We start from the raw sequence: 26,165 nt of genomic DNA, 5'->3' as shown, positions 1-26,165 counted from the left end.
CAAAAAAACTTTTTATATCCAAAACGAAACCTTTGCTTACATGTCACGTCTAATATACTGAAAATACACTTTACCTATTATAACGAAAAAAACAGAGGGCGCAAAACCCTCTGAGTGAATCGGAATTAATTTAAGATTTTTATTTTGACCTGTTTCTTTCCCCAGCGGTAAGCTGAAGATTTTTCAGGGAAAAAGACATCAATCCGTCTTCCTTTAATGGCTGAGCCTGTATCAGCGGCCACGGCATCCCCGTATCCGTCTACGTGGACTCTTGTGCCGAGCGGAATGACGCTTGGGTCTACCGCAATGACTTTAGCATTCGGATTGCTTGTCAGGTTAACGCCTGTAGCCGTATGGCCGGAACAGCCGCTGCAGCTTGCGGTATAAGCCGTGGAAGACACGGTAATCACTTTACCGGAAGATCCGGTTTCGCCAGAAGATGCCTTCACAGGTGCACTGAGCTGCTCAATCTTGGGACTGTGCCGCTTTGTGCCGACCGCAATGATTTGATCTTTGCTTTTTTCAGATGTTTCTTCTTTAACAAGCTTTCTTGAAACTTCTTTTCCATTTTCTTTGACAACATGAAAATGCTTTTTAAGTTTGCCTTCTTTTCCTTTTTGAACGATCTTTTCTTTCCCGCTGTCGAGAGACGCATCTTCTTTTTCTTTCACTTGATACGCTATTTTTTCCTCAACTACATCGGTGACTTTTTCGATACGAGTGATTTGTATGCCGGCCTGATTTTTTGTGAGCTTTTCGTGTAATGCCGGTTTTACTTTATCTTCGTCTTTCATGTCCATCTTATGCTGCGTTAAAAAGTCAGCGACCGTAGTCGAAGTCGTCCATATTTTCTTTTTCTTTCCCGCATCATTTACAGTGACCCGAAAAGCCGGGTCGACCGTGACTTTCATGCCGTTTGTCACTTTCGTATCTGCTGCTGGATCTATTTTATCGTGCTGATTCACAGGTGTATGCTGTTCATTCAGAAATGCGCCGACTGTTTTTGCCGTTGACCATAAAGTCTTTTCTTCTCCGCCTCTTGTCACACGGATCTGCTTTGCAGCTTCATACACGACATTCATGTTGTCTGCCAATGCTGTCTGCTTAGACGGGGTAATCCGGTCTTCATTTCTCGTCTCTATATGTAAATCTTCCAGAAGTTCCCCAACCGTTTTTGCATGAGTGCGTATTTGCTTTTTCTTGCCGTTGATGGAAACAGAAACTGATTGTTTTGAGAGCTCATGTGCCCCGTATGCAGTCCCGGTTCCGCCCAGCAGAATAATAGCTGCAATAAGAATAACCTTGCTTTTACCAAGCTTTACGGAAAACAGTTTTTTCATTTTTTGTGTGATGAAAAACGCCTCCTTCTCCTCGGAGAGATTATATAGAGTATCTAAAATGCTGTCAACCCTCCCATCTCGAAGATGAAAAACCTTCAGCGTATCCCTCATTATGCAAAAACAAAGCAAAAAAAGGAAGAGAGACATATCGACAACCTATCTTATGAGGAGAAGGAAGCTTGTAGAACCGTTTTACATATCCACTGAATCGGACAAGCCTTTACACGTTACGACAGCGCATTCTGTCAGTTCATGCGGAAAAGTCTTTTTGCGTTTTCGGTTGTAATTGAGGCAATTTCTTCATATGTCAGCCCTTTTAATTCAGCGAGCTGTTCAGCAACATATTTTACGTAGCTTGGCTCATTTCGTTTACCGCGGAAAGGATGCGGTGTCAGGAAAGGACAGTCCGTTTCAATCAGCAAACGGTCATTCGGAATTTCCTTTGCTACTTCTTTTGGTTTCTTTGCATTTTTGAAGGTAACCGGTCCGCCGAATGAAATATAAAAATTCATATCCATACACTGCCGCGCAACCTCCGCGCTCCCCGTAAAGCAGTGCATAATACCGCCGACTTCTTCCGCCCCCTCTTCTTTCAAAATCGTGACAACATCTTCCGTTGCATCACGATTATGAATGATAATTGGAAGGTTCACTTCTTTGGCGAGAGCGATTTGTTTCCGGAATACTTCTTTCTGAACGTCTTTTGGGGATTTATCCCAGTGATAATCAAGGCCCATCTCTCCGATTGCCACGACTTTTTCGTGAGAGGACAGTTCCTTAATCCATGATAAATCTTCCTCTGTCATGTCAATTGCGTCTACCGGATGCCAGCCGATCGCAGCGTATATAAAGTCATATTCCTCAATCAGCTCCATCGCACGCGTGATAGTGGGTTTGTCGAAGCCGACAACGACGATTCGTTCAACTTCTTCAGCCTTTGCACGCGCAATGACTTCCTCTAAGTCTGTGTCAAATTGCTCGGCATTTAAGTGCGCATGTGTATCAAAAAGCATCATAAAAACTCCTTTCTTGTTGAAAAACAAAAGGTGTTCGACGGAATGTTACACGTGAAACACCTTTTGCATCTATTTATTTAATTCGAGTGCCTTTCGGTAATGACTGGTCGACAGCTACAACTTTGAGAACGCCGTCTGATTCTCCTGCCAGTATCATTCCTTGAGAAAGCTCGCCTCTCAGTTTTACCGGTTTTAAATTCGTTACACAAATGATCTTCATTCCCACAAGCTGATCAGGTGTGTAATGCTTCGCGATACCTGATACAACTTGGCGCTGTTCAAAGCCCAGATCAATTTGCAATTTCAGCAGCCGATCTGCTTTTTTCACCGGCTCTGCGGACAAGACTTCTGCGACGCGAAGTTCTGTATCCATAAATTGATCAAACGTAATTTCAGGAAGACGCTCTGCTTCTTGCGGCTCTTCCGCCTTTTCTTCTTTAGCAGGAGCAGTTCCTTGCATTTTTTGCTTGATGTAAGCTACTTCCTCTTCAGCTTCAAGACGAGGGAAAAGCGGTTCCCCTTTTTTCACTTTCGCGTTCTTCAATTGACCGAATGTCTGAATGCTGTCCCATGCTTTAAGGGACTGATCCTCAACTCCTAGCTGGGCAAACATTTTTTCAGGCGTTTGTGTCAAGAAAGGCTGGAGCAATACGGCTGAGATACGTAAAGATTCAGCTAAATGATACATGACGGAACGTAATTCTTTTTCTTTTTCCTGATCTTTAGCAAGCACCCACGGAGCAGTTTCATCAATATATTTGTTCGTACGGCTGATTAATTGCCATAGCGTTGATAAAGCGACTGAAAACTCCATGTTTTCCATTGCCTTTTCATAAGCTTTAACCGTTTCACCGGCTACAGAAGAAAGCTCTGAATCAAAATCGGTCACATTTCCTTCATATGAACCAATCTCACCGTCAAAATATTTTTGGATCATTGCAACTGTACGATTCAGAAGGTTTCCTAAGTCGTTCGCCAAGTCATAATTAATCCGTTCTACGAAACCTTCCGGCGTAAAGACACCGTCTGAACCGAACGGTACTTCGCGAAGCAGGTAATAGCGAAGTTCATCCAATCCGTAGCGTTCAATTAACGTTACCGGATCAACGACATTTCCTTTTGATTTCGACATTTTTCCGTCTTTCATCAATAACCAGCCATGCGCGAATACTTGCTTAGGCAGCGGGAGATCAAGCGCCATCAGCATAATCGGCCAGTAAATGGTATGAAAACGGACAATTTCTTTACCGACAAGGTGGACGTCAGCCGGCCAGTACTTTTTGTAAAGCTCATCATTTTCCGTATCATAACCGAGCGCTGTAATATAGTTGAACAGTGCGTCAATCCATACATACACGACATGCTTCGGATTTCCCGGCACTTTTACGCCCCAGTCGAACGTCGTTCTGGAAACGGCCAAGTCTTCAAGCCCCGGTTTAATGAAGTTGTTAATCATTTCATTTTTGCGTGATTCAGGCTGGATGAAAGAAGGATTTTCCTCATAAAACTTCAGCAGGCGGTCTGCGTATTTGCTCATGCGGAAGAAGTATGACTCCTCTTTGATTAATTCGACCGGATGGCCGCTGTCCGGGCTTTTTCCGCCGACAACCTCACCCTTCTCATTTCTTTCCACATCCACCAGCTGTGTTTCCGTATAGAATGTTTCATCAGGGATGCTGTACCAGCCCTCATACTCATCCAGGTAAATGTCACCATTATCAAGAAGTTTTTGAAACACTTTCTCGATAATTTCTTTGTGCCGGCTTTCCGTCGTCCGGATGAAATCATCGTGAGAAATGTCGAGCTGCTTCCATAGTTTTTGGATTTCAGCAACTGCACGATCCACATAAGCTTGAGGCGTGATATTCTCTTCCTCCGCTTTCTGCTGGATTTTCTGTCCGTGCTCATCCGTTCCGGTTAAGTAGCGTACGTCAAATCCTTTTAATCTTTTGTAACGCGCCATCGCATCGCCGGCCACGGTAGTATAAGCATGGCCGATATGTAATTTTCCGCTCGGATAATATATCGGGGTTGTAATATAAAAAGTATTATTGTCTTGCGGCATGTTGCAACCTCCCATTCAGAATGTCGAAAAGCTCACGCCCAAAGGACGAGAGCGGTTTTATTTGATATACAATATTGATATTTGTCCTCTATCTATGATACCATCTTAGCCTTTAAGATCAAGGATATATACGTACTGCGCGTAAAAGAGTAAATAAAATTAAAAATTTTTATTGAAATTAAAAAAAGTCTTAACATGTCGAATTTTGTCGTTTATAATCTACTAATATAAAACATCTTGGTTCGAAAGTCTTGATTTAAAAGGATTTTCAGTAGGATAATAGGTTCGAAAAAGCAGTCAAAAAGCCTGTTATTTCAGGATTTCCAAGGCTTTACTTACTATAAGAACTAATTCTTACAAACAATAGCAAACAAAAAGATTGACGATTATTGGAAACCTTGTTATGCTAGGAATGTAAGGAATTTTGTCGAATAATGACGAAGAAAAATATAAACTACAAATAATTATCTCTCGGGAGGAGACTGTTAATGAAATCTACTGGTATCGTACGTAAAGTTGATGAACTTGGACGCGTAGTTATCCCAATCGAACTTCGCCGTACACTGGGCATCGCAGAAAAAGACGCTCTTGAAATTTATGTTGATGATGAAAAAATCATCCTTAAAAAATATAAACCAAACATGACTTGCCAAGTAACTGGTGAAGTTTCTGACGATAACCTTAAACTTGCCGGCGGCAAATTGGTACTCAGCAAAGAGGGCGCTGAGCAAATCATCTCTGAAATTCAAAACCAGCTTCAAAACCAAAAATAAGCTATTTCATACAAAAACCGTTCTTGTTACGATACAAGAACGGTTTTTTTTATGATTGAATGTGATAAGCGTCATAAATCTCGCGTTTCGGCACGTCCCGATCTACCGCTGTTTGTTTTATGGCCTGTTTGGAAGAAGATCCTTCATTTATGTAATGCTCCACATGTTCTTTCTCAGAAAGCTCCGTCCACCAAGGCTTTTCCTCTTCATCCGGTTCAGCGGTTTGATTTCCTTCGACAACGAGACAGAACTCACCGCGGATTTGATCTTCATTTGCCCATTCCATCACCTCGGCGATGGTTCCTCTGATGAATTCCTCGTACTTTTTCGTTAATTCTCTCGTGACGGCGATGGTTCGATTACCCAAAACATCATGCATTGCTGTTAATGTTTCTTTTAATCTGTGCGGCGCTTCGTAAAATATCATCGTTTCCTGCCGTTTTTTCAGGATTTCGAGTTCTTTCTTCTTTTCTTTTTTCTGTCTGTTTAAAAATCCGTAGAAGAAAAACGGCTGCGGGGTGATGCCTGATGCGGTCAGCGCGGTTAATGCCGCATTAGCACCCGGAAGCGGAACGACATATCCGCCGATTTGGGTGAAATCTCTCACAATCTCAGCCCCCGGGTCGGAAATTGTCGGCATGCCGGCATCACTGACCAATGCCACATTCTTTCCGTTTTTCAGCCATTCAATGATTTTATGGCCGCTGCTTTCTTTATTATGTTCATGATAGCTGATGAGAGATGTTTCTATATCATAAACATGGCACAGCTTTTTCGTCTGTCTCGTATCTTCGGCAGCTATGACATCGGCCGATTTCAGCGTCTCTACTGCACGAAAGGTCATGTCCTCCAAATTGCCGATCGGTGTAGGAACAAGGTACAGAGTTCCCATTTCAGATTTTCCGTTAAAACTCATCTGGCGTCTTAACATATACAGCCTCCTTGCTGCGTCGTTTTTCTTCTATATATTGCTCTTTTTTCTTTCGGGTCAGCTGTTTAAAACGGTATTCCGCCTGCATCGCTTCCCGTTTTGTTTCAAATGATTCCGCATGGCATAACGAAACCGGCCGCCGCGCCCTTGTGTACTTCGCACCCTTTCCCTCATTGTGGGTTTTCAGCCGTTTTTGCAGATCATTTGTATAACCGGCATACAGACTGTTGTCATTGCACAGCAGCACATAAAAGAAATGACTATTTGTCTCCATATAAAATCGTGCGGATCTCTTTCGTATATTCATTTTGTTCATTGTATACGAACAGCGGGGGAAGAATTTTGAGATCAGGGCGGCCGCCTTTAATTCCTTCAACCAAAATGGTATTCGCTTCTTTACCTTGTTTCGGATAAATAAACTGAACCCGTTTCGGTTCTATTCGGTACGCTTTCATTAATTCAAAGATTTCCAAAAGCCTCCCCGGCCGATGAACGAGAGCCGCTTTTCCGCCTTGCTTCAGCAGTTTGCTGCTGACGGAAATCACATCTTCAAGCGTGCAAAGAATTTCGTGCCTTGCGATTCTGAGATGCTCGTTCAGGTTCTGCTCCGCCTCTTTCGGTGTTTTAAAATAAGGCGGATTGCAGGTGACAACATCATATTTATTATGTCCGAGTCTTTCCGGCATATTTTTCAGATCATCATGAATGAGACTGATCTGACCGCCCAGCCCGTTGTATTCCACGCTTCGGAGCGCCATATCATACAAGCGTTCCTGAATTTCAACCCCGGTGATATCGGCTTTTGACCTTGTGCTGAGCAAAAGCGGCACAATGCCGTTCCCCGTGCATAAATCAACGATGTTCCCCTTTTGAATCGGAACGTATGCAAACTTAGACAGCAGCACGGCATCTAATGAAAAAGCGAAAACCGTCGGACTCTGTACTATTTTCATATCCTCTGCTAATAAGTAATCCAATCTTTCATCATCACGTAATGAAACCATAATCTTATTCCTTTCGGCACTCTTTGAAAAAGGCTTCCGACATCAGCGGAAGCCTTTTCCTTATTTTTTATTTAAGAAGGACAGACAAAAAAGGCAATCTCCCTTGCGGACGCTCCCATAATGGACGTTGCAAATATGAAAGCCTTCTTGATACAGCCGGGCCAGATTGTCGTACCCTTCTCCTATATCACTCTGCTCTGCCTTCTGTGTTTTTGTTTCTTTCTGATCGGCTTTGAATTTCTCAATTTGCTCTGTCGTATCATCAAGCCGCTTACGCAAATGCTTATTTTCAAGCTGAAGATGGTGATTCTCTTCAATCATTTCGCCGATATGCTGCTTTAAGTCACCCAGCTGACGGTACAGCGAACCGATTTGTTCCTCCAGGTTTATGACAGTATCAAATAACTCTTTTTTATCCAAGGTTCCACACCTCGTTAATCTGTGGTTTGTGCGGATACGACGCCCTCTTCCAAGAGCTCTTCCCAAGTATATTCTATCACTTTTTCACGATTCTTCAGTTCCACCTGAAGCACCCGTTCCAGAATATTAAGACCGACAACCTTTGCGGGGCCGTTTGCCGTCGTAATCATTTCGCCTAAATCCGGCAGCTGTTCTTTTGCCGTCTCATACTCATCATTTTCGTACTTCAAACAGCACATCAAACGGCCGCACAGACCGGAAATCTTCGTTGGGTTCAACGATAAATTTTGATCCTTCGCCATTTTGATGGACACCGGTTCAAAATCACCGAGGAACGTGGAGCAGCAAAGCATTCTCCCGCATGGTCCGATACCGCCGAGCATTTTCGCCTCGTCCCTCACCCCGATTTGGCGCAATTCGATTCTCGTTTTAAAGATAGAAGCCAAGTCTTTGACCAATTCCCTGAAATCAACCCGTCCGTCTGCTGTAAAGTAAAAAATGACTTTATTGCGGTCAAATGTAAACTCAACATCAACCAGCTTCATATCTAAGCCGTGGTCAGCCACTTTTTTCTGACACACTTCAAAAGCGGACAGGGCCTCCTGTTTGTTTTCTTCTACAATGAGAAGATCGCGTTCATCAGCAACGCGTATGACCTTTCGAAGCGGAAGCACAACATCATGCTCGTCCACTTGTTTATTTGCGATGACAACCTGCCCGTATTCGACACCTCTTACGGTTTCAACAATGACGCAGCTGTCTTGTTCTATATCAAATCCGTTCGGATCAAAATAATAAATTTTCCCCGCTTTTTTAAAGCGGACGCCTATTACGTTGTACAAGCTTATCCCTCCTGCAACGTTAACACCAAGTGCTCCATTAATCCCTGCACATTCACATTGGAATGAAGCCGTTTTTTTGCTTCTAAAACAGCGAGAATTTGGTTCGTAACGCTTTGTTGTGTAAATTGCAGCGCATGCTGTTTTATTGATTGGAATAAGTCTTGATAAATCAGTTTATCTTCATTTCCAATTTGGATGGATAATACATCACGGTATATCAATAAGAGCATATCAAGACCCATTTCTTGATGGGTTTTTTCTTTGAAAAAGGGCACCCACTGATCCTGAATGAAGAAAAAGGCATGTCCTTTCCGCTGATGTAAGACTTCATACAATTTTATCACTTTCGCTCTGGACTCTGCAAACTCATCATTTCGACTTAATTCGACTGCTTCCGCAATATTATTTGTCATATTTGCTAAGAGCCGGGCCATGTGAAGGCTCACTTCCTGTTCAATCAGTCTTTCCTCTATGGCTTTCGGCTGAAGCGGCTGGAACGGAAGAACCTGACATCTCGAAACGATGGTATCCAGTATTCGGTGAAGCTGCTCAGTAATAAGAATTGCGATGGTATCTTGACTCGGCTCCTCTAAAAATTTCAGCAGACTGTTTGCCGCATTTGTCGTCATTTGATCCGCATGGGATATAATGTACAGCTTTTTATGCGATTCCAGTCCTGTTTTAGAAAACTCTTCCTGAAGAGATTGGATCTGAGCCTTTTTAATGGATAATCCGTCGGGCTGAACCACATGGAGGTCGGGATGGTTTCCGGATTCAATACGCTTACAGTTCCGGCACTCCCCGCAAGGCTCAGTCCCGCCTTCAAGGCAAAAAAAGCTTTTTGCGAGAAGCAGTGCGGCATCCAATTTGCCCGTTCCTTTTTTGCCTTCAAACAGATATGCGTGAGAAAGCCTTTTCTTTTCAATGCTGTTATGCAAAAGCCGCATCACTCTGGGCTGCTGCCCGGTCATTTCCTTCCATGATATTGCCATTGTATCACTCTCTATGTGTAAAGGTTAATCAATAAACCTTTTATTTCTCCGATTCGATCCAGCAAATCAATTGCCGGTTTTTCCTGATCTAACATTTCTTCTGTCAGCTGAAGCAGTTTTTCATCTATTTCTTTCACAAGCCCCAGAGTCCGGCTGCTTCCGTACAGGTCAAAGCTTTTCTCCGTCTCATGCGATAATCCGCTGTCTACGGCCTCTTTTACAAAACGTTTTACCAATCCTTTGAATTTCGCTAAGTCTTTGAAGTTTCTCGACTTCGTCAGCCTTTTCCCGAACGTTTCTATATCCGTTAAGAACCTGCTCAGCTGATCAAATTTCAGCTTACTGCTTTGGCTGTCCATTGAACTTTTAAATGTTCCGGAAAGCTCTGCCGCTTTATAAGCAGGCTGCTGCTTTTTCTCAATAAATGTACGTAAGTCAGAATTTATTTTCACGTCGTCAAATCCTTAAAATTGATGAAATTCATCGACCGGGAGGACAAAGACCGTCGCTCCGCCGACTTCCACTTCGACGGGATATGGAACGTAGGAATCCGCATTCCCGCCCATCGGGGATACCGGGGCAATCATCTGATCACGTTTACAGCCATTCTCTTTAATGAGGCTGAGCGCTTTATCAACACGGATATCTTCCACCCCGATCATAAACGTCGTATTGCCTGATTTAAGGAATCCGCCTGTTGTCGCAAGCTTCGTCACCCTGAAGTTGTGGTCGGTTAATACTTTCAAAAGCCTGTTGCTGTCCTGATCCTGCACCACTGCCACTATTAGTTTCATTCTCTAGGCCCCCTTTAGGTTGGAAAGAACATTATCGTTACATTCATTATAGCAACTTATGAGAAACAGGTCACAACTGAATTTTTTTCAATGCTTCATTTATCACTTGAAGTGCGTCCTGAATGACGAGTTCCTTCTTTTTCGATGCGTCGATTGTATGGAATCTTTCCGGAAAACGCTGCATGACCTTTTGGTATCCTTCCCGTACTTTCGTATGAAAGTGCAGGGCCTCAAGATCGAGACGATTCTTCTCTCTTGAATCATTCGACGTAATCCGTTTCAACCCTTCTTCCGGCTCAATAGAAAAATAGATGGTGACATCAGGCATCGTATCGCCGATTGCAAACTGGTTGATAGAAAGAACTTCATCAATGCCGAGCCCTCTCGCATAGCCTTGATAAGCCAGCGAGCTGTCGATGAAACGATCGCACAGCACAATGCGGCCTTCTTTCAATGCAGGCTGCACCTTTTCGACTAAATGCTGTCTTCTCGCCGCAGCGTAAAGCAGCGCCTCCGTTTTTGCATCCATCAGTGTATTGTTTTTATTTAAGATCACTTCTCTGATTTGTTCCGCAATGTCGATGCCCCCCGGTTCTCTTGTCGCTGTCACCGGGAGCCCCTCTGCCGACAAAATCTCTTTCATTTCCTGAAGCACAGTCGTTTTCCCTGCACCTTCAGGACCTTCAAATGTTATAAATAAACCGCTCATGATTTCTCCTCTTCTATATAGACAAGTAATTGTTCCCCGTTTAACAAGCCTTGAATATGCGCGTCCATGCCGATTAAACGGGAAAGCTTTTGTACGATCTCTTCTGTTATCCGTTCTCCGTCCATGATCAGCGGAATTCCCGGCGGATAAGGAATAATGTTGCCCGCATGCAAGCGCCCGGCCGCCTTATTTATATCTGCAGGCTCTTTTGTAAACTTCCGCATCTCATTTTGCGGGTATTCAAGTGTCGAAATGGACGGAAATGTCCAATTCACGGCATCCGGCAATTTATCGGGCGGTGTATTCTCCAGTTTCTGCTGTATGTTTCTTACGGTTGCCTGTTCTATCATCCGCCGGCCGCCTATCGGCAGTACGAGCAATACTTGGTACTCGTCAGCCAGCTCGGCAACAATGCCTTCACTCTCCAAAATCCGTTGTAATGAATAGCCGGAATGTCCGAGCTTTGACCGAAGAATTAATTTTAACGGGTCCGCCCGCAGCCCATATCCGGAAGGCTCGATTATTTCAATAGAAGAAATTGATGCGAACCTTCGTTTGATTTTCTCAATGCGCTCCATATGAACGGGAAGTGTCCCTTTTTCAGCAATATCCTGCACATAAGCGCGCGCCGTATCTAAAGATGCCATAATCGGGTATGACGGGCTGCTGCTTTGCAAACTGCTTACATAATAAGTTAATCGATCTCTGTCAATTCTGGTGCTGTTCAAATGAAAGTAAGACCCCATCGTCATAGCCGGAAGCGTTTTGTGAGCCGATTGAACAACGGCGTCTGCCCCCATAGCCAATGATGAAGGCGGGAAAGGCCGGCCTAACACAAAGTGAGCCCCATGTGCCTCATCCACCAGTACAGGAACGCCGTATGAATGGGCTTTGTTAACTGCCGCAGTCAAATCGGCAGCATGCCCGTAGTAAGTCGGATTGGTCAGAACAAGTCCTTTCGCGTTCGGATATGACGCCAGCGCTTTTTCGATGACTGAAAGGGATACATGTGCCGGCACATGCATGTTTTCATCGATTTCCGGCGCCAAATAAACCGGCTTGGCTCCGGCCAATGCCGCCGCATGGAAAACAGACTTGTGACAATTACGCTGGATCAGAATGGGTTCACCCGGTTCACACACAGCTAAAATCATCGCCAGATTGCCGGCGGTCGTTCCATTGACGAGAAAGAAACTTTCCTGAGAGCCGTAAAATCTGCTCACCAAATCCTGCGCTTCCTTAATGACCCCCGTCGGGTGATGCAAGTCATCAAGACCCGTGATCTCAGTCATATCAATAGATAAAAGAGATTGATATACAGATTTGGCTTCATCAAAAAAGACATCTCCATTGTGATGTCCCGGAACATGAAAAGAATACGTATTTCGGTGCGCATGCTTCATCAGCGCTGTATATAAAGGTGTGTCCATTTTTAAACAAATCCTTTGCCTGTCTTTCTTATTATATCGTGCCTGCGAGCCAACTTAAAGCTAAGACTTTTTGGCATCTAGCCGTTATCCCGGCCGGATCTCATATCAAGCAGCTTCTTTTTTAAATCGCCTTCCATGATAACAAGCTCCTCCTCGGCACGCCTGCGTTTCATCCTGCCTTCTTCTTGAATAGACATGATTTCTTCAAGTGTGCTGACTAAGCTTTCCTGCACTTTTTTGAGGGTTTCTGCCTCAACAAGTCCGCGCTCATTGGCTTTCGCGGTCTCGACTGTACTTGTTTTCAGAAGTTCAGCGTTTTTCAGCAGCAATTGATTTGTCGTATCCGCCGCCTTCTGCTGCACATCTGCCGCACTCCGCTGCCTCATAAGCGTCAGCGCGATGGCGACTTGATTCTTCCATAAAGGAATAGCCGTAACAATGGAGGACTGAATTTTCTCTGCCAGTGCCTGATTTGTGTTTTGAATCAGGCGGATTTGCGGCGCACTCTGAAGCGTAATCTGCCTGCTCAGCAGCAGATCATGCACCCTCTTATCCAGACGGTCGGCAAACTGGCGAAGATCATTCACTTCCTGCGCGGCCATTTGATTGTGTTCTTGTAATTCGGCTTTTCTTGCCGCTTCGGGTATCAGCTTTGTTTTCAGCTCATCTAATTTTAATTCCCCCGCTGCTATATACATAGTTAAATCAGAAAAGTATTGTTTATTTTGGGCGTACAGCTGATCTAACAATTTATTGTCACTCAACAGCACATTTTTAGAATGTTCCAGCCTTCTGCTGATACGGTCAATCTGCACACTTGTCTTTTGATATTTCGAAAGCACTTCCTGTACAGAACCGGACACCCTTTTAAACAGCCTGGCGAAAAACCCTTTGTTCTTCATCTGCAGATCATCAGGGTTGACCTGGTCAAGCTTCAGCATCAAATCAGCCAGTATCTGTCCCATCTCTCCTGCATCTTTTCTTTGAACGTGCTCTATCATCGTGTGGGAAAATTCCAGAAGATTCGCCTGCGCCTGTGAACCAAACAGTACAATGCTTTGCATGTTCTCAGGGTCCAGTTTTTCAGCGAGCCGAAGTGCCGCTTCTCTTTTTTCTTCCGGCAGCGTATCTGCAAGCTTTAGAGGGGTCTGGTCATTTTGGGCGCCCATGCTGTCGTCGGAGCGGTCTTTGGCCATTTCCTTCTTCCTTTCTTATTTTCTCAGTGAATGCTTTGCCACATCTAATTCAAAGTGCAGGTCGTCGATGTCCTCCTTCATCAGTTCATGAAGATCCTCTTCCAGCCTTCTGGAAAGCTCTGCTAGAGTCACCCTCGTATCACTCAAGGACATTGATAAATCTTTATTTTTTCGCGGCTGTGAGGAGAGCAGAGCATACTTTTCCGTCAGTTCTACAACAGAATCAAGCGTTTGATAATAGAAACGCTCTGCCTGATAAAAACGCTTCGGCTCTTGCTTTGTGAGCAGATATATTCGCCGGGTTATCCGCAGTATCTCTGCATTCTGCTTCAGCATTTGTATACTTTTAGAGCGAAAAAGCGCCCTGCGTAATCGGATGATTTTACCCTTTGCTTCCTCAAGATTTTCCTTAATATAAGCATATTCTTTTCTTGTCAGCCGGTGTTTTTTTAAAAAGAGACGCTTCGCATTCCACAGGCCGGCCGCACTGACAGCGGCTCCGCCGGCTGCCCCGTATAAAAGCGAATACAGAAAAGGCTGATGCCCTATCGTAAAGAAGGTTATCCCCGCTAATACAAAAACTGTGCCGCCGCAAAGCGTCCATTTCATATATTGAATAAACGGTTTCATACTTGATCGACTCCTATTTATTCACTTTTATCAGTATTATCTATTACATTCCATGTCTAAACAAGTTCCTCTTCTTATCGTATCAGTTCTTTTATAAAAAGTGTAAAAACTCCTCTGATTTCAGGCAAAAAAAAAGACCCTTTTCAGGGTTAAGAATATAACGTCGGTGTATGAAGGCTTTTCAGTTTACGAACGAAAAATTCATAATTTGGATCAGAGGTCGGAGTGGAAACTACTTTCTTCTCACACTCTAAACATATAAATTTCGTATAAATATGGATTCCCCTGCTTTTTTTGGTTTCACACACAATACATGTTTCTTCATGGCTGGACGTTTCATTCATTTTGCCCACCTCCGTATGAATAGCCTTCCCTTAAGCTGTTGATTGTATACACAATTTGGACCTTTTTGAAGTTTGCAATTAGTATATGGGCGTTTCCGTATTTCGGTGTTTGTTTTGTTTTTATTCAAAAACAAAAAAGGCAGCTCATAATGAGCTGCCTTTACCGTAATGATAGCTTGGCGGCGTCCTACTCTCACAGGGGGAAACCCCCGACTACCATCGGCGCTGAAGAGCTTAACTTCCGTGTTCGGCATGGGAACGGGTGTGACCTCTTCGCTATCGCCACCAAACCATTGAGAGTGTTCTCTCAAAACTAGATAACAGTAAGCATACATTCAAATTGGTTAAGTCCTCGATCGATTAGTATCTGTCAGCTCCATGTGTCGCCACACTTCCACCTCAGACCTATCAACCTGATCATCTTTCAGGGATCTTACTTCCTTGCGGAATGGGAAATCTCATCTTGAGGGGGGCTTCATGCTTAGATGCTTTCAGCACTTATCCCGTCCGCACATAGCTACCCAGCGATGCCCTTGGCAGAACAACTGGTACACCAGCGGTGCGTCCATCCCGGTCCTCTCGTACTAAGGACAGCTCCTCTCAAATTTCCTGCGCCCGCGACGGATAGGGACCGAACTGTCTCACGACGTTCTGAACCCAGCTCGCGTACCGCTTTAATGGGCGAACAGCCCAACCCTTGGGACCGACTACAGCCCCAGGATGCGATGAGCCGACATCGAGGTGCCAAACCTCCCCGTCGATGTGGACTCTTGGGGGAGATAAGCCTGTTATCCCCGGGGTAGCTTTTATCCGTTGAGCGATGGCCCTTCCATGCGGAACCACCGGATCACTAAGCCCGACTTTCGTCCCTGCTCGACTTGTAGGTCTCGCAGTCAAGCTCCCTTGTGCCTTTACACTCTGCGAATGATTTCCAACCATTCTGAGGGAACCTTTGGGCGCCTCCGTTACCTTTTAGGAGGCGACCGCCCCAGTCAAACTGCCCACCTGACACTGTCTCCCCGCCCGATAAGGGCGGCGGGTTAGAAGGTCAATACAGCCAGGGTAGTATCCCACCGATGCCTCCACCGAAGCTGGCGCTCCGGTTTCCAAGGCTCCTACCTATCCTGTACAAGCTGTACCAACATTCAATATCAGGCTGCAGTAAAGCTCCACGGGGTCTTTCCGTCCTGTCGCGGGTAACCTGCATCTTCACAGGTACTATAATTTCACCGAGTCTCTCGTTGAGACAGTGCCCAGATCGTTGCGCCTTTCGTGCGGGTCGGAACTTACCCGACAAGGAATTTCGCTACCTTAGGACCGTTATAGTTACGGCCGCCGTTTACTGGGGCTTCAATTCGCACCTTCGCTTACGCTAAGCGCTCCTCTTAACCTTCCAGCACCGGGCAGGCGTCAGCCCCTATACTTCGCCTTACGGCTTCGCAGAGACCTGTGTTTTTGCTAAACAGTCGCCTGGGCCTATTCACTGCGGCTCTCTCGGGCTTGCACCCTAACAGAGCACCCCTTCTCCCGAAGTTACGGGGTCATTTTGCCGAGTTCCTTAACGAGAGTTCTCTCGATCACCTTAGGATTCTCTCCTCGCCTACCTGTGTCGGTTTGCGGTACGGGCACCTCTCACCTCGCTAGAGGCTTTTCTTGGCAGTGTGGAATCAGGAACTTCGCTACTATAATTCGCTCGCCATCACAGCTCAGCCTTCACGGGAAACGGATTTGCCTATTTCCCAGCCTAACTGCTTGGACGCGGATATCCAATACCGCGCTTACCCTATCCTCCTGCGTCCCCCCATTGCTCAAATGGTGAGGAGGTGGTACAGGAATATCAACCTGTTATCCATCGCCTACGCCTTTCGGCCTCGGCTTAGGTCCCGACTAACCCTGAGCGGACGAGCCTTCCTCAGGAAACCTTAGGCATTCGGTGGAGGGGATTCTCACCCCTCTTTCGCTACTCATACCGGCATTCTCACTTCTAAGCGCTCCACAAGTCCTTCCGGTCTTGCTTCACAGCCCTTAGAACGCTCTCCTACCACTGTTCGAAGAACAGTCCGCAGCTTCGGTGATACGTTTAGCCCCGGTACATTTTCGGCGCAGAGTCACTCGACCAGTGAGCTATTACGCACTCTTTAAATGGTGGCTGCTTCTAAGCCAACATCCTGGTTGTCTAAGCAACTCCACATCCTTTTCCACTTAACGTATACTTTGGGACCTTAGCTGGCGGTCTGGGCTGTTTCCCTTTCGACTACGGATCTTATCACTCGCAGTCTGACTCCCAAGGATAAGTCATCGGCATTCGGAGTTTGACTGAATTCGGTAACCCGGTAGGGGCCCCTAGTCCAATCAGTGCTCTACCTCCGAGACTCTTACCTTGAGGCTAGCCCTAAAGCTATTTCGGAGAGAACCAGCTATCTCCAGGTTCGATTGGCATTTCACCCCTACCCACACCTCATCCCCGCACTTTTCAACGTGCGTGGGTTCGGGCCTCCATTCAGTGTTACCTGAACTTCACCCTGGACATGGGTAGATCACCTGGTTTCGGGTCTACGACCACGTACTCAATTCGCCCTATTCAGACTCGCTTTCGCTGCGGCTCCGCATCTTCTGCTTAACCTTGCACGGGATCGTAACTCGCCGGTTCATTCTACAAAAGGCACGCCATCACCCGTTAACGGGCTCTGACTACTTGTAGGCACACGGTTTCAGGATCTCTTTCACTCCCCTTCCGGGGTGCTTTTCACCTTTCCCTCACGGTACTGGTTCACTATCGGTCACTAGGGAGTATTTAGCCTTGGGAGATGGTCCTCCCGGATTCCGACGGAATTTCACGTGTTCCGCCGTACTCAGGATCCACTCAGGAGAGAACGAAGTTTTGACTACAGGGCTGTTACCTCCTATGGCGGGCCTTTCCAGACCTCTTCATCTACCTCGTTCCTTTGTAACTCCGTACAGAGTGTCCTACAACCCCAAGAGGCAAGCCTCTTGGTTTGGGCTGGTCCCGTTTCGCTCGCCGCTACTCAGGGAATCGCATTTGCTTTCTCTTCCTCCGGGTACTTAGATGTTTCAGTTCCCCGGGTCTGCCTTCTCATATCCTATGTATTCAGATATGGATACCACTCCATTACGAGTGGTGGGTTTCCCCATTCGGAAATCTCCGGATCAAAGCTTGCTTACAGCTCCCCGAAGCATATCGGTGTTCGTCCCGTCCTTCATCGGCTCCTAGTGCCAAGGCATCCACCGTGCGCCCTTTCTAACTTAACCGTTAAAAAGAATCACTACGTGATATCTTGCATTACTAATTGAATGTGAATTACTTCTGTTATCTAGTTTTCAAAGAACACCTTGGTGGAGCCTAGCGGGATCGAACCGCTGACCTCCTGCGTGCAAAGCAGGCGCTCTCCCAGCTGAGCTAAGGCCCCGTATTGGGTAAAGATGGTGGGCCTGAGTGGACTCGAACCACCGACCTCACGCTTATCAGGCGTGCGCTCTAACCAGCTGAGCTACAGGCCCATCTACCATATGAAAGAATCAAAGTTCCTTCAAAACTAAACAAGACAGGGAACGTTCTGTTTATAAGACCCAAGGTCTTATATTCCGTTAAAATCCTTAGAAAGGAGGTGATCCAGCCGCACCTTCCGATACGGCTACCTTGTTACGACTTCACCCCAATCATCTGTCCCACCTTCGGCGGCTGGCTCCATAAAGGTTACCTCACCGACTTCGGGTGTTACAAACTCTCGTGGTGTGACGGGCGGTGTGTACAAGGCCCGGGAACGTATTCACCGCGGCATGCTGATCCGCGATTACTAGCGATTCCAGCTTCACGCAGTCGAGTTGCAGACTGCGATCCGAACTGAGAACAGATTTGTGGGATTGGCTTAACCTCGCGGTTTCGCTGCCCTTTGTTCTGCCCATTGTAGCACGTGTGTAGCCCAGGTCATAAGGGGCATGATGATTTGACGTCATCCCCACCTTCCTCCGGTTTGTCACCGGCAGTCACCTTAGAGTGCCCAACTGAATGCTGGCAACTAAGATCAAGGGTTGCGCTCGTTGCGGGACTTAACCCAACATCTCACGACACGAGCTGACGACAACCATGCACCACCTGTCACTCTGCCCCCGAAGGGGACGTCCTATCTCTAGGATTGTCAGAGGATGTCAAGACCTGGTAAGGTTCTTCGCGTTGCTTCGAATTAAACCACATGCTCCACCGCTTGTGCGGGCCCCCGTCAATTCCTTTGAGTTTCAGTCTTGCGACCGTACTCCCCAGGCGGAGTGCTTAATGCGTTAGCTGCAGCACTAAGGGGCGGAAACCCCCTAACACTTAGCACTCATCGTTTACGGCGTGGACTACCAGGGTATCTAATCCTGTTCGCTCCCCACGCTTTCGCTCCTCAGCGTCAGTTACAGACCAGAGAGTCGCCTTCGCCACTGGTGTTCCTCCACATCTCTACGCATTTCACCGCTACACGTGGAATTCCACTCTCCTCTTCTGCACTCAAGTTCCCCAGTTTCCAATGACCCTCCCCGGTTGAGCCGGGGGCTTTCACATCAGACTTAAGAAACCGCCTGCGAGCCCTTTACGCCCAATAATTCCGGACAACGCTTGCCACCTACGTATTACCGCGGCTGCTGGCACGTAGTTAGCCGTGGCTTTCTGGTTAGGTACCGTCAAGGTGCCGCCCTATTTGAACGGCACTTGTTCTTCCCTAACAACAGAGCTTTACGATCCGAAAACCTTCATCACTCACGCGGCGTTGCTCCGTCAGACTTTCGTCCATTGCGGAAGATTCCCTACTGCTGCCTCCCGTAGGAGTCTGGGCCGTGTCTCAGTCCCAGTGTGGCCGATCACCCTCTCAGGTCGGCTACGCATCGTCGCCTTGGTGAGCCGTTACCTCACCAACTAGCTAATGCGCCGCGGGTCCATCTGTAAGTGGTAGCCGAAGCCACCTTTTATGTCTGAACCATGCGGTTCAAACAACCATCCGGTATTAGCCCCGGTTTCCCGGAGTTATCCCAGTCTTACAGGCAGGTTACCCACGTGTTACTCACCCGTCCGCCGCTAACATCAGGGAGCAAGCTCCCATCTGTCCGCTCGACTTGCATGTATTAGGCACGCCGCCAGCGTTCGTCCTGAGCCAGGATCAAACTCTCCGATAAAGTGTTTGACTGACTACGCACATCGCTGTGCGATTTATTTAAAACTTTGAATTAACAGGTACGTTTTGTCTTGTTTAGTTTTCAAAGAACTTTGTCCATCACTCTTGAAGCGACTTAATTATTGTAACATATCAACTTCAATGTCGTCAATAACTTTTTGAAATTTCTTTTTTAAGAATTCGTTTCGTCATCAGCGACGTATATTAGAATACCACCCTTGATCCAACATGTCAACAATAATCGACAAATTAAATGATGAAGCGTTTAATGACTATCAAAGCCGCGATGCCGGGAATCCCCAGAATCCCGCTGATGCCCGTTGTAATCAGGTTAACAGGGATATGAATACCGAGACTGCCCCCGAACAGGTTCACACCCACCAGCAGAATCGCGCCGGCAATAAATTTAATGGCGGTCACACCAATCCATCTTAGCGGTTTTGAAGATACTCCCCATAAAAAAAGCAAAGCAACCAGACCGACAATCAAACCGATAATGAAAAAAGGCTCCATGAATCTTCCCCCTCGCTTGTTTAGTACAAGCTTATGAGAAGATCCCGGAGAATAGACCTCTTACTTCCATCTGCTCATTTTCAAATTCCGCTGCTTCGCTTCTTTCAAATAGAAAAAGTATTTAGATTCAGCGACTTTCAGCTCAAACAACACCTCAGCGGAGGGCTCGAGACTTTTCTCGACCAGACTCTTCTGTCTGTTCCATTCTTCTTTTTGTTTAAAGAGCTGTTCTATCAGCTTCTCATCAAACTCTTTTCTTAATGTATTTCTGCGAAGAAAACCCATGCCTTGCCTTTTCCTCCCTTACAATTCACGTCTTCCTTCAAGAGCTTTTGAAAGAGTGACCTCATCAGCATATTCCAAATCACCGCCGACGGGCAGACCGTGGGCAATACGGGAGAGCTTGATGCCTGAGGGCTTTAACAGCCTTGATATATACATCGCTGTTGCTTCCCCTTCAATATTAGGGTTGGTTGCGAGAATAACTTCTGTCACTTGATCATCCTGAAGACGTTTCAGCAGCTCCGGAATCTTAATATCCTCCGGGCCGATGCCGTCCATTGGTGAAATCGCGCCGTGAAGAACATGATACTGGCCGTTATATTCCTTCATTTTCTCCATTGCGATCACATCCTTAGGGTCTTGCACGACACAAATAACAGACTTATCCCTTCTTGTGTCCTCACATATATAACAAGGGTCCTGATCTGTAATATGTCCGCAAATCGAACAATATGTCAGGTTGCGCTTCGCATTTACTAATGCTTTCGCGAAATCTAATACCACGTCTTCTTTCATACCTAGAACAAAAAAAGCCAGACGAACCGCTGTTTTCGGTCCGATCCCTGGCAATTTCATAAAGCTGTCAATCAGCTTTGATATTGGTTCAGGATACTGCATGTTTATTTATCCCCCTAGAATAAACCCGGTATGTTCATTCCTTTTGTAAATTGTCCCATTGTCTCATTCGTCATGTCATCCACTTTTTTGAGGGCGTCGTTTGTCGCAGCAAGAACCAGGTCCTGAAGCATTTCGATATCTTCCGGATCAACGACTTCTTCTTTAATGGCAACGTCTACAACTTCTTTTTGGCCGTTGACTTTTACAGTCACCATTCCGCCGCCCGCTGTGCCTTCAAGCACTTTTTCAGCAAGCTCCTCCTGAGCCTTCGCCATATCCTTTTGCATTTTTTGCATTTGTTTCATCATTTTTTGCATGTTTCCCATTCCGCCACGCATATTCAATCACTCTCTTTCATCTTATTAGTCTTTTATTTCGATTAAATCCGCTCCGACAAGTTTTTTCGCCTCTGCAATCAGCGGATCTTCTTCAGCCGGTTCGTTTGATCCTTCACTTTCCTGCTGGTGATCATTTAAAAATTCTTCTCTTATTTTACCCCATTGTGCTTCCGGAACGCCAATCAAATCCATTCTTTTCCCGAGCATTGATTCGAGAATCTGTTCAAGATTCGTACGGACTCCGTTATTGTCTTCTGCAACCATTTTACAATGGATTTCGTATTTAAATTTAAGTACAAATGCCTTTTGAGCAGCAGCCACCGGTTCACTGTCATTCAACAGAGCCGCATGAGACACCTTATTCTGCTGTTTCAGGTGTGCCAGCAGCTTGCCCCAGCTGCTTTTAAGCTGTTCAAGTTCAGGTCTTGTGGCTTCCTTCAATATCTCATGAATTCTTCCGACCGGAGCTTTGTAATGGCTTTTTCCGCCTTTTTGAGGACGCGGAGCTTCTTTCGGAGCGCTTTCCATCTGAACCTTCACACCGGAGGTTTTCAGCCTTTCTACTTCCTGCTCAAGCTGCTGAATCTTATTCATCAGCATGCCGACCTCAGGGATGTCTCCGGCGGATTGCTGTGCCGTCTGGCATATTTTCACGACAGCCACTTCAAAAAAGATTCTTGGGTGGTTCGTCCACTTCATTTCCTGATGGCTTTTATTCAGGATATCAATCATCTCATATAAAGCGGGGGCCGGTATGTCACCGCTCAGGCTCCGAAACGTTTCATCGACCTTCACCTTCTCCAGGACTCCTTCTAAACCGGGAGCGGCCTGGTACAAGAGCATATCCCTGAAATAGAAAATCATATCTTCAATCAGTTTGGCCGCATCTTTCCCCTGCTGGAGCAATTCATTCAGTGTTTCCAATGCCTCGGAAACCTGTTTGCGGTGAAGAGCAGATGCCAGTTTTCCAATATAGTGCTGAGAAACGGCTCCGGTAATGAGCAATGCGTCATCCACCGACAGCTCCTCGCCGCTGAATGATACGGCTTGATCGAGCAGGCTCAGCGCGTCCCTCATTCCTCCGTCCGCAGCACTCGCTATGATATCAAGGGCTCCTTCTTCCACCTTCAGCTGCTCTGCATCGACGATTGTCTTCATTCGTCCGACAATTGCTTTGGATGTAATCCGTTTGAAGTCAAAACGCTGACATCTGGAGATAATGGTTAAAGGAATCTTATGAGGCTCAGTCGTAGCTAATATGAAAATGCAATGTGCCGGCGGTTCTTCCAGCGTTTTCAGAAGCGCATTAAATGCGCCGATAGAGAGCATATGCACCTCATCTATAATATATACTTTGTAGGTGACGGCCGACGGGGCGAATTTTACTTTGTCACGGATGTCGCGGATTTCGTCTACGCCGTTATTCGACGCCGCATCTATTTCAATCACATCTGATATAGAGCCGTTTGTGATCCCCTTGCACGCCGCACATTCATTGCACGGTTCTTCTACGGGGGCGTGCTCACAGTTGACTGCTTTCGCAAATATTTTAGCTGCACTGGTTTTTCCCGTTCCCCGAGGTCCAGAAAACAGATATGCATGAGAAAATTTCTTTTGCAAAAGGGCATTTTGCAGCGTTTTCGTAATGTGTTCCTGTCCGACCACATCTTCAAACTGCTGAGGCCTAAATACTCGATATAAAGCTTGGTAACCCACAGGATGCGCCCTCCTCTGTTATTCATCATGTTTATTATACATGAACGTGCTTTTAACGCCAAAACCCGTTTTTCATATACGAAAAAACTCACCTGCCATAAACAGGTGAGTCTGAAATTTGATGATTGATTTACCGTGCACCTTCTGTCGATTCGCTACCCTAAGCGTTACTTAAGCAGTTAGCTCAGCCCAGGCAACCCTGCGGCACATGAGAGGTTTCACTTAATGCTGCTTCCTTCCGGACCTGACATGGTTCATGAATTCCCATTGCGCAGGACCCAGACGTCAACGCCACTTACTTAAGGCAGACCTTACAGTAAACGAACCTCGAGAAGGGATTCGGCCCCGCTAGAGCGGATTGCGGGTACAGGGCACCGCTACCTCCCCGCTTAGCACGGCAAAATAAATATCAAATTTTTATATGCGCACCATTCATGATGCACACATAAGTATATCTGCTTCAGGCAGAAAATGCAACCGTACTACTCAGACAACTTTTTCCTCATGTCTTTCTTTTTCCGGCGCAGCTTTCTGAAAAAAGCGCTGAGCATTTCTCCGCACTCTTCTCCGAGCACGCCGCTCACCACTTCCGCTTGGTGGTTGAACCGCTCTTCCTGCAAGAGGTTCATCAGCGTTCCTGTACAGCCCCCCTTGGGATCAAATGCGCCGAATACGACCTTATCGACTCTCGAAAGCACAACAGCCCCCGCGCACATCGGACACGGCTCCAAAGTGACATAAAGAACGGCATCCTCAAGTCTCCATGTCCCCAGCTTACGGCACGCTTCGTCTATCGCCAGCATTTCGGCGTGGGCAAGCGACCTCTGTTCAGTCTCCCGCAGATTATGCGCCCGCGCCACGATCTCATCGTGCAGAACAAGAACTGCTCCGATCGGCACTTCACCTTTCGCTTCGGCTTTCTTCGCTTCTTTTATGGCTTCTCTCATATAATATTCATCATTCATAGGTTCGAGCTCTCTTCTTAAGTTTTTTCATGTCTCATAAAGGTTAAAATAGGAATACCCCAGCAGAAAGGAGTTGCCGGTATTGTCTGAACCTAACAACACAGCCCTCCTGATTGTCGATATGATTAACAATTTTCAATTTGATATGGGCGAACGTCTTGCTGAAAAAACCAAACAAATTGTCCCCCGTATTTTATCATTAAAGAAGCATGCAAAACAAAGCAACTGGCCGATTATTTATATTAATGATCATTACGGGCTCTGGAAGGCTGATATTGATGCCATCAGGGAGGAATGCAGCAACGACAGAAGCGCCCCCATTATAAAAGATATTTCGCCTCAGCCGGATGATTATTTTCTCATTAAACCGAAGCATTCCGCTTTTTACGAAACTGCGCTTCACACCCTTCTGACCGAATTACAAGTGAACCGATTAGTCATCACGGGGATTGCCGGGAACATTTGTGTGCTGTTCACGGCCAACGACGCCTATATGAGAGAATACAGCATTGCCATTCCGAAAGACTGCACCGCTTCCAATAACGACGAAGACAATGATTTCGCTTTGACCATGATGGAGAATGTTCTCTTCGCAGAAATAACCACGGAAAAACAAATTACCGCCGAAAAATAAACATGATCAGCCTCCTTTTTTCATATATTTGATAGCGGATATGAAAGGAGGCGTTTTTCATTCAGATCTATATAGTGAAACGGGGCGACACGCTTTCCGCTATTGCGGCGCGCTACCGGACTGCCGCAAATGTCATTGCGGAAGCAAATAAACTGCCTAATCCAAATACATTGGTTGTCGGACAAACCCTTGTCATCCCGATTGAGGGTCAATATTACGAAGTGAAACAAGGTGATACTCTTGCGGCAATCGCCGGCCGTTTCCATATATCGGCCGCGGAGCTTGCGAGGGTTAACGGAATTCAGCCTGGCACCACATTGAGAGCCGGAACCCGCCTTTACATTCCGCAGCAGGCGAATAAGCCCGATATCGAATCAAACGCATATATAGAACCGCGGGGAACGAGCGTAAGCGCTAATCTGCAGCAGGCGGCAAGGGAGGCCTCTCCTTATTTAACATACCTTGGCGCATTCAGTTTTCAAGTGCAGCGGAACGGGACTTTAAAGGAACCGCCTCTGACCAATTTAAAAAGCATCAGTGACAGGCACAACACCACCCTGATGATGATCATCACCAACCTTGAAAATGACGCATTCAGCGATGAACTCGGGCGGCTCATCTTGAATGACAATACAGTGAAAACAAAACTCTTTCAAGAAATCGTCTCCACGGCTAAAAAGTACGGCTTTCGCGATATTCACTTTGATTTCGAATATTTACGTCCACAGGACAGAGAAGCCTACAATCGTTTTTTACGTGAAGCGAGGACGATTTTTCATCGGGAAGGCTGGAAAATTTCAACGGCGCTTGCTCCGAAAACGAGCGCGACCCAGGCCGGCAAATGGTACGAAGCACATGACTATAGGGCACATGGAGAAATCGTCGATTTTGTCGTAATTATGACATATGAGTGGGGGTACAGCGGAGGCCCGGCTCAGGCCGTATCACCTATCGGCCCTGTAAGAAATGTCATTGAGTACGCGCTGACGGAAATGCCTTCTTCAAAAATCGTCATGGGCCAGAATATGTACGGCTATGATTGGACACTGCCTTTTAAACAGGGAACGACAGCCAAAGCCGTCAGTCCTCAGCAGGCAATCGCTCTGGCAGCACGCCATAAAGTCGACATTCAATATGACGAAACCGCCCAGGCTCCATTCTTTCGTTACACGGATGAAAATCAGAGACGGCATGAAGTATGGTTTGAAGACGCACGATCCATTCAAGCGAAATTCAATTTAATTAAAGAACTTCATTTAAGAGGAATCAGCTATTGGAAACTCGGCCTCTCCTTCCCGCAAAACTGGCTTTTGCTCGGCGATCAATTTCATATTGTGAAAGAGACGTTTCGTTAATTGGAAGCGTCTTTTTTCATGGGCTTTTCTGAGAGTGTGATACAATATAAAGGCCGGCAGCTGACGGATGTTTGCAGAATTAAGGAGGAT

General features: G+C 46.2%; 25 protein-coding genes, 2 tRNA genes, 3 rRNA genes and 1 other RNA gene. 3 read left to right on the top strand and 28 right to left on the bottom strand.

Features of this window, described 5'->3' with window-relative positions:
* Positions 1-125 precede the first annotated feature (125 nt).
* The 3 genes from NYE62_RS00265 to metG form a co-directional block, all read right to left on the bottom strand.
* Positions 126-1,451 (bottom strand): G5 and 3D domain-containing protein, encoded by a 1,326-nt coding sequence (locus NYE62_RS00265; protein WP_099686894.1) that lies wholly within the window; start codon positions 1,449-1,451, stop codon positions 126-128.
* A 134-nt stretch (positions 1,452-1,585) separates the two neighbouring features.
* Positions 1,586-2,353, bottom strand: coding sequence for a TatD family hydrolase (locus tag NYE62_RS00260; RefSeq protein WP_029326250.1), 768 nt, complete (start codon positions 2,351-2,353; stop codon positions 1,586-1,588).
* A 76-nt stretch (positions 2,354-2,429) separates the two neighbouring features.
* The gene (gene metG, locus NYE62_RS00255; RefSeq protein WP_011996169.1) at positions 2,430-4,421 is read right to left on the bottom strand and encodes a methionine--tRNA ligase; all 1,992 of its coding nucleotides are present in this window, start codon (positions 4,419-4,421) and stop codon (positions 2,430-2,432) included.
* Positions 4,422-4,903: 482 nt separating this feature from the next.
* Here metG and abrB point away from each other — a divergent pair, with 482 nt between their 5' ends.
* Positions 4,904-5,194, top strand: coding sequence for a transition state genes transcriptional regulator AbrB (gene abrB, locus NYE62_RS00250; RefSeq protein ID WP_169510469.1), 291 nt, complete (start codon positions 4,904-4,906; stop codon positions 5,192-5,194).
* 49 nt (positions 5,195-5,243) lie between these two features.
* Here the strand turns inward: abrB and rsmI are convergent, their stop codons facing one another.
* From rsmI to tadA, 25 genes are all read right to left on the bottom strand, one after another.
* Entirely contained in the window at positions 5,244-6,125 is an 882-nt protein-coding gene (rsmI, locus tag NYE62_RS00245; protein ID WP_039253039.1) for a 16S rRNA (cytidine(1402)-2'-O)-methyltransferase, read from the bottom strand.
* On the bottom strand, positions 6,100-6,399 hold the full coding sequence (locus tag NYE62_RS00240; protein WP_007409921.1) for a GIY-YIG nuclease family protein: 300 nt from the start codon (positions 6,397-6,399) through the stop codon (positions 6,100-6,102). Before NYE62_RS00240 ends, rsmI begins: the two co-directional genes overlap by 26 nt.
* Entirely contained in the window at positions 6,386-7,129 is a 744-nt protein-coding gene (locus tag NYE62_RS00235; protein ID WP_004264717.1) for a tRNA1(Val) (adenine(37)-N6)-methyltransferase, read from the bottom strand. Before NYE62_RS00235 ends, NYE62_RS00240 begins: the two co-directional genes overlap by 14 nt.
* Before the next feature lie 60 nt (positions 7,130-7,189).
* Positions 7,190-7,549 carry a replication initiation-control protein YabA gene (gene yabA, locus NYE62_RS00230; protein ID WP_004264720.1) on the bottom strand — a complete coding sequence of 120 codons (360 nt, stop codon included), beginning with the start codon at positions 7,547-7,549 and terminating at the stop codon, positions 7,190-7,192.
* 14 nt (positions 7,550-7,563) lie between these two features.
* Positions 7,564-8,391, bottom strand: a complete 828-nt coding sequence (gene ricT, locus NYE62_RS00225; RefSeq protein WP_004264723.1) for a competence/sporulation regulator complex protein RicT — start codon at positions 8,389-8,391, stop codon at positions 7,564-7,566.
* A gap of 2 nt (positions 8,392-8,393) precedes the next feature.
* Positions 8,394-9,383: a DNA polymerase III subunit delta' gene (holB, locus tag NYE62_RS00220; RefSeq protein WP_033575250.1), complete on the bottom strand. Its 990-nt coding sequence runs from the start codon at positions 9,381-9,383 to the stop codon at positions 8,394-8,396.
* Between the two features lie 11 nt (positions 9,384-9,394).
* Positions 9,395-9,835, bottom strand: a complete 441-nt coding sequence (locus tag NYE62_RS00215) for a DUF327 family protein (protein WP_004264730.1) — start codon at positions 9,833-9,835, stop codon at positions 9,395-9,397.
* A gap of 12 nt (positions 9,836-9,847) precedes the next feature.
* On the bottom strand, positions 9,848-10,177 hold the full coding sequence (darA, locus tag NYE62_RS00210; protein ID WP_004264734.1) for a cyclic di-AMP receptor DarA: 330 nt from the start codon (positions 10,175-10,177) through the stop codon (positions 9,848-9,850).
* A gap of 70 nt (positions 10,178-10,247) precedes the next feature.
* Positions 10,248-10,886 (bottom strand): dTMP kinase, encoded by a 639-nt coding sequence (gene tmk, locus NYE62_RS00205; protein ID WP_007409918.1) that lies wholly within the window; start codon positions 10,884-10,886, stop codon positions 10,248-10,250.
* A complete protein-coding gene (locus NYE62_RS00200) occupies positions 10,883-12,316 on the bottom strand; it encodes an aminotransferase class I/II-fold pyridoxal phosphate-dependent enzyme (protein ID WP_144665026.1) in 1,434 nt (477 codons plus the stop codon). Before NYE62_RS00200 ends, tmk begins: the two co-directional genes overlap by 4 nt.
* A gap of 77 nt (positions 12,317-12,393) precedes the next feature.
* Positions 12,394-13,512: a toxic anion resistance protein gene (locus NYE62_RS00195; RefSeq protein ID WP_342497177.1), complete on the bottom strand. Its 1,119-nt coding sequence runs from the start codon at positions 13,510-13,512 to the stop codon at positions 12,394-12,396.
* A gap of 15 nt (positions 13,513-13,527) precedes the next feature.
* Positions 13,528-14,142, bottom strand: coding sequence for a 5-bromo-4-chloroindolyl phosphate hydrolysis family protein (locus NYE62_RS00190; RefSeq protein ID WP_060675324.1), 615 nt, complete (start codon positions 14,140-14,142; stop codon positions 13,528-13,530).
* A gap of 149 nt (positions 14,143-14,291) precedes the next feature.
* Positions 14,292-14,486, bottom strand: a complete 195-nt coding sequence (locus tag NYE62_RS00185) for a sigma factor G inhibitor Gin (RefSeq protein WP_007409914.1) — start codon at positions 14,484-14,486, stop codon at positions 14,292-14,294.
* A gap of 174 nt (positions 14,487-14,660) precedes the next feature.
* Positions 14,661-14,776: ribosomal RNA gene (rrf, locus tag NYE62_RS00180) — 5S ribosomal RNA — on the bottom strand.
* Between the two features lie 50 nt (positions 14,777-14,826).
* Positions 14,827-17,756, bottom strand: a 23S ribosomal RNA gene (locus NYE62_RS00175).
* Between the two features lie 82 nt (positions 17,757-17,838).
* A tRNA-Ala gene (locus tag NYE62_RS00170) sits at positions 17,839-17,914 on the bottom strand.
* A 14-nt stretch (positions 17,915-17,928) separates the two neighbouring features.
* Positions 17,929-18,005: transfer RNA gene (locus NYE62_RS00165), tRNA-Ile, on the bottom strand.
* Between the two features lie 100 nt (positions 18,006-18,105).
* Positions 18,106-19,655 (bottom strand): 16S ribosomal RNA (locus NYE62_RS00160).
* Together the 16S, 23S and 5S rRNA genes with 2 tRNA genes alongside form the textbook arrangement of a ribosomal RNA operon.
* Positions 19,656-19,903: 248 nt before the next feature.
* Entirely contained in the window at positions 19,904-20,167 is a 264-nt protein-coding gene (locus NYE62_RS00155) for a pro-sigmaK processing inhibitor BofA family protein (protein WP_003150686.1), read from the bottom strand.
* A 60-nt stretch (positions 20,168-20,227) separates the two neighbouring features.
* Positions 20,228-20,452 carry a YaaL family protein gene (locus NYE62_RS00150; protein ID WP_007408755.1) on the bottom strand — a complete coding sequence of 75 codons (225 nt, stop codon included), beginning with the start codon at positions 20,450-20,452 and terminating at the stop codon, positions 20,228-20,230.
* 18 nt (positions 20,453-20,470) lie between these two features.
* Complete coding sequence (gene recR / locus NYE62_RS00145; RefSeq protein WP_007615147.1) at positions 20,471-21,067, bottom strand: recombination protein RecR; 597 nt, start codon at positions 21,065-21,067, stop codon at positions 20,471-20,473.
* 14 nt (positions 21,068-21,081) lie between these two features.
* Positions 21,082-21,405 (bottom strand): YbaB/EbfC family nucleoid-associated protein, encoded by a 324-nt coding sequence (locus NYE62_RS00140; RefSeq protein ID WP_003150700.1) that lies wholly within the window; start codon positions 21,403-21,405, stop codon positions 21,082-21,084.
* Positions 21,406-21,429: 24 nt separating this feature from the next.
* Entirely contained in the window at positions 21,430-23,121 is a 1,692-nt protein-coding gene (gene dnaX, locus NYE62_RS00135; RefSeq protein WP_032868302.1) for a DNA polymerase III subunit gamma/tau, read from the bottom strand.
* Between the two features lie 133 nt (positions 23,122-23,254).
* Positions 23,255-23,519: signal recognition particle sRNA large type (ffs, locus tag NYE62_RS00130), an RNA gene on the bottom strand.
* A gap of 84 nt (positions 23,520-23,603) precedes the next feature.
* A complete protein-coding gene (gene tadA / locus NYE62_RS00125; protein WP_064115756.1) occupies positions 23,604-24,086 on the bottom strand; it encodes a tRNA adenosine(34) deaminase TadA in 483 nt (160 codons plus the stop codon).
* 82 nt (positions 24,087-24,168) lie between these two features.
* Between tadA and NYE62_RS00120 the strand changes: the two genes are divergently transcribed.
* Both NYE62_RS00120 and NYE62_RS00115 read left to right on the top strand, forming a co-directional pair.
* Positions 24,169-24,720, top strand: coding sequence for an isochorismatase family cysteine hydrolase (locus NYE62_RS00120; RefSeq protein ID WP_076982851.1), 552 nt, complete (start codon positions 24,169-24,171; stop codon positions 24,718-24,720).
* Between the two features lie 71 nt (positions 24,721-24,791).
* A complete protein-coding gene (locus tag NYE62_RS00115) occupies positions 24,792-26,075 on the top strand; it encodes a glycoside hydrolase family 18 protein (protein ID WP_040238645.1) in 1,284 nt (427 codons plus the stop codon).
* Positions 26,076-26,165: the final 90 nt, after the last annotated feature.

Source organism: Bacillus sp. FSL K6-2861 (assembly GCF_038630725.1).
In the GTDB taxonomy this organism is placed as follows: Bacteria; Bacillota; Bacilli; order Bacillales; family Bacillaceae; genus Bacillus; species Bacillus velezensis.
This window is presented reverse-complemented; position numbering and strand designations above follow the sequence as displayed.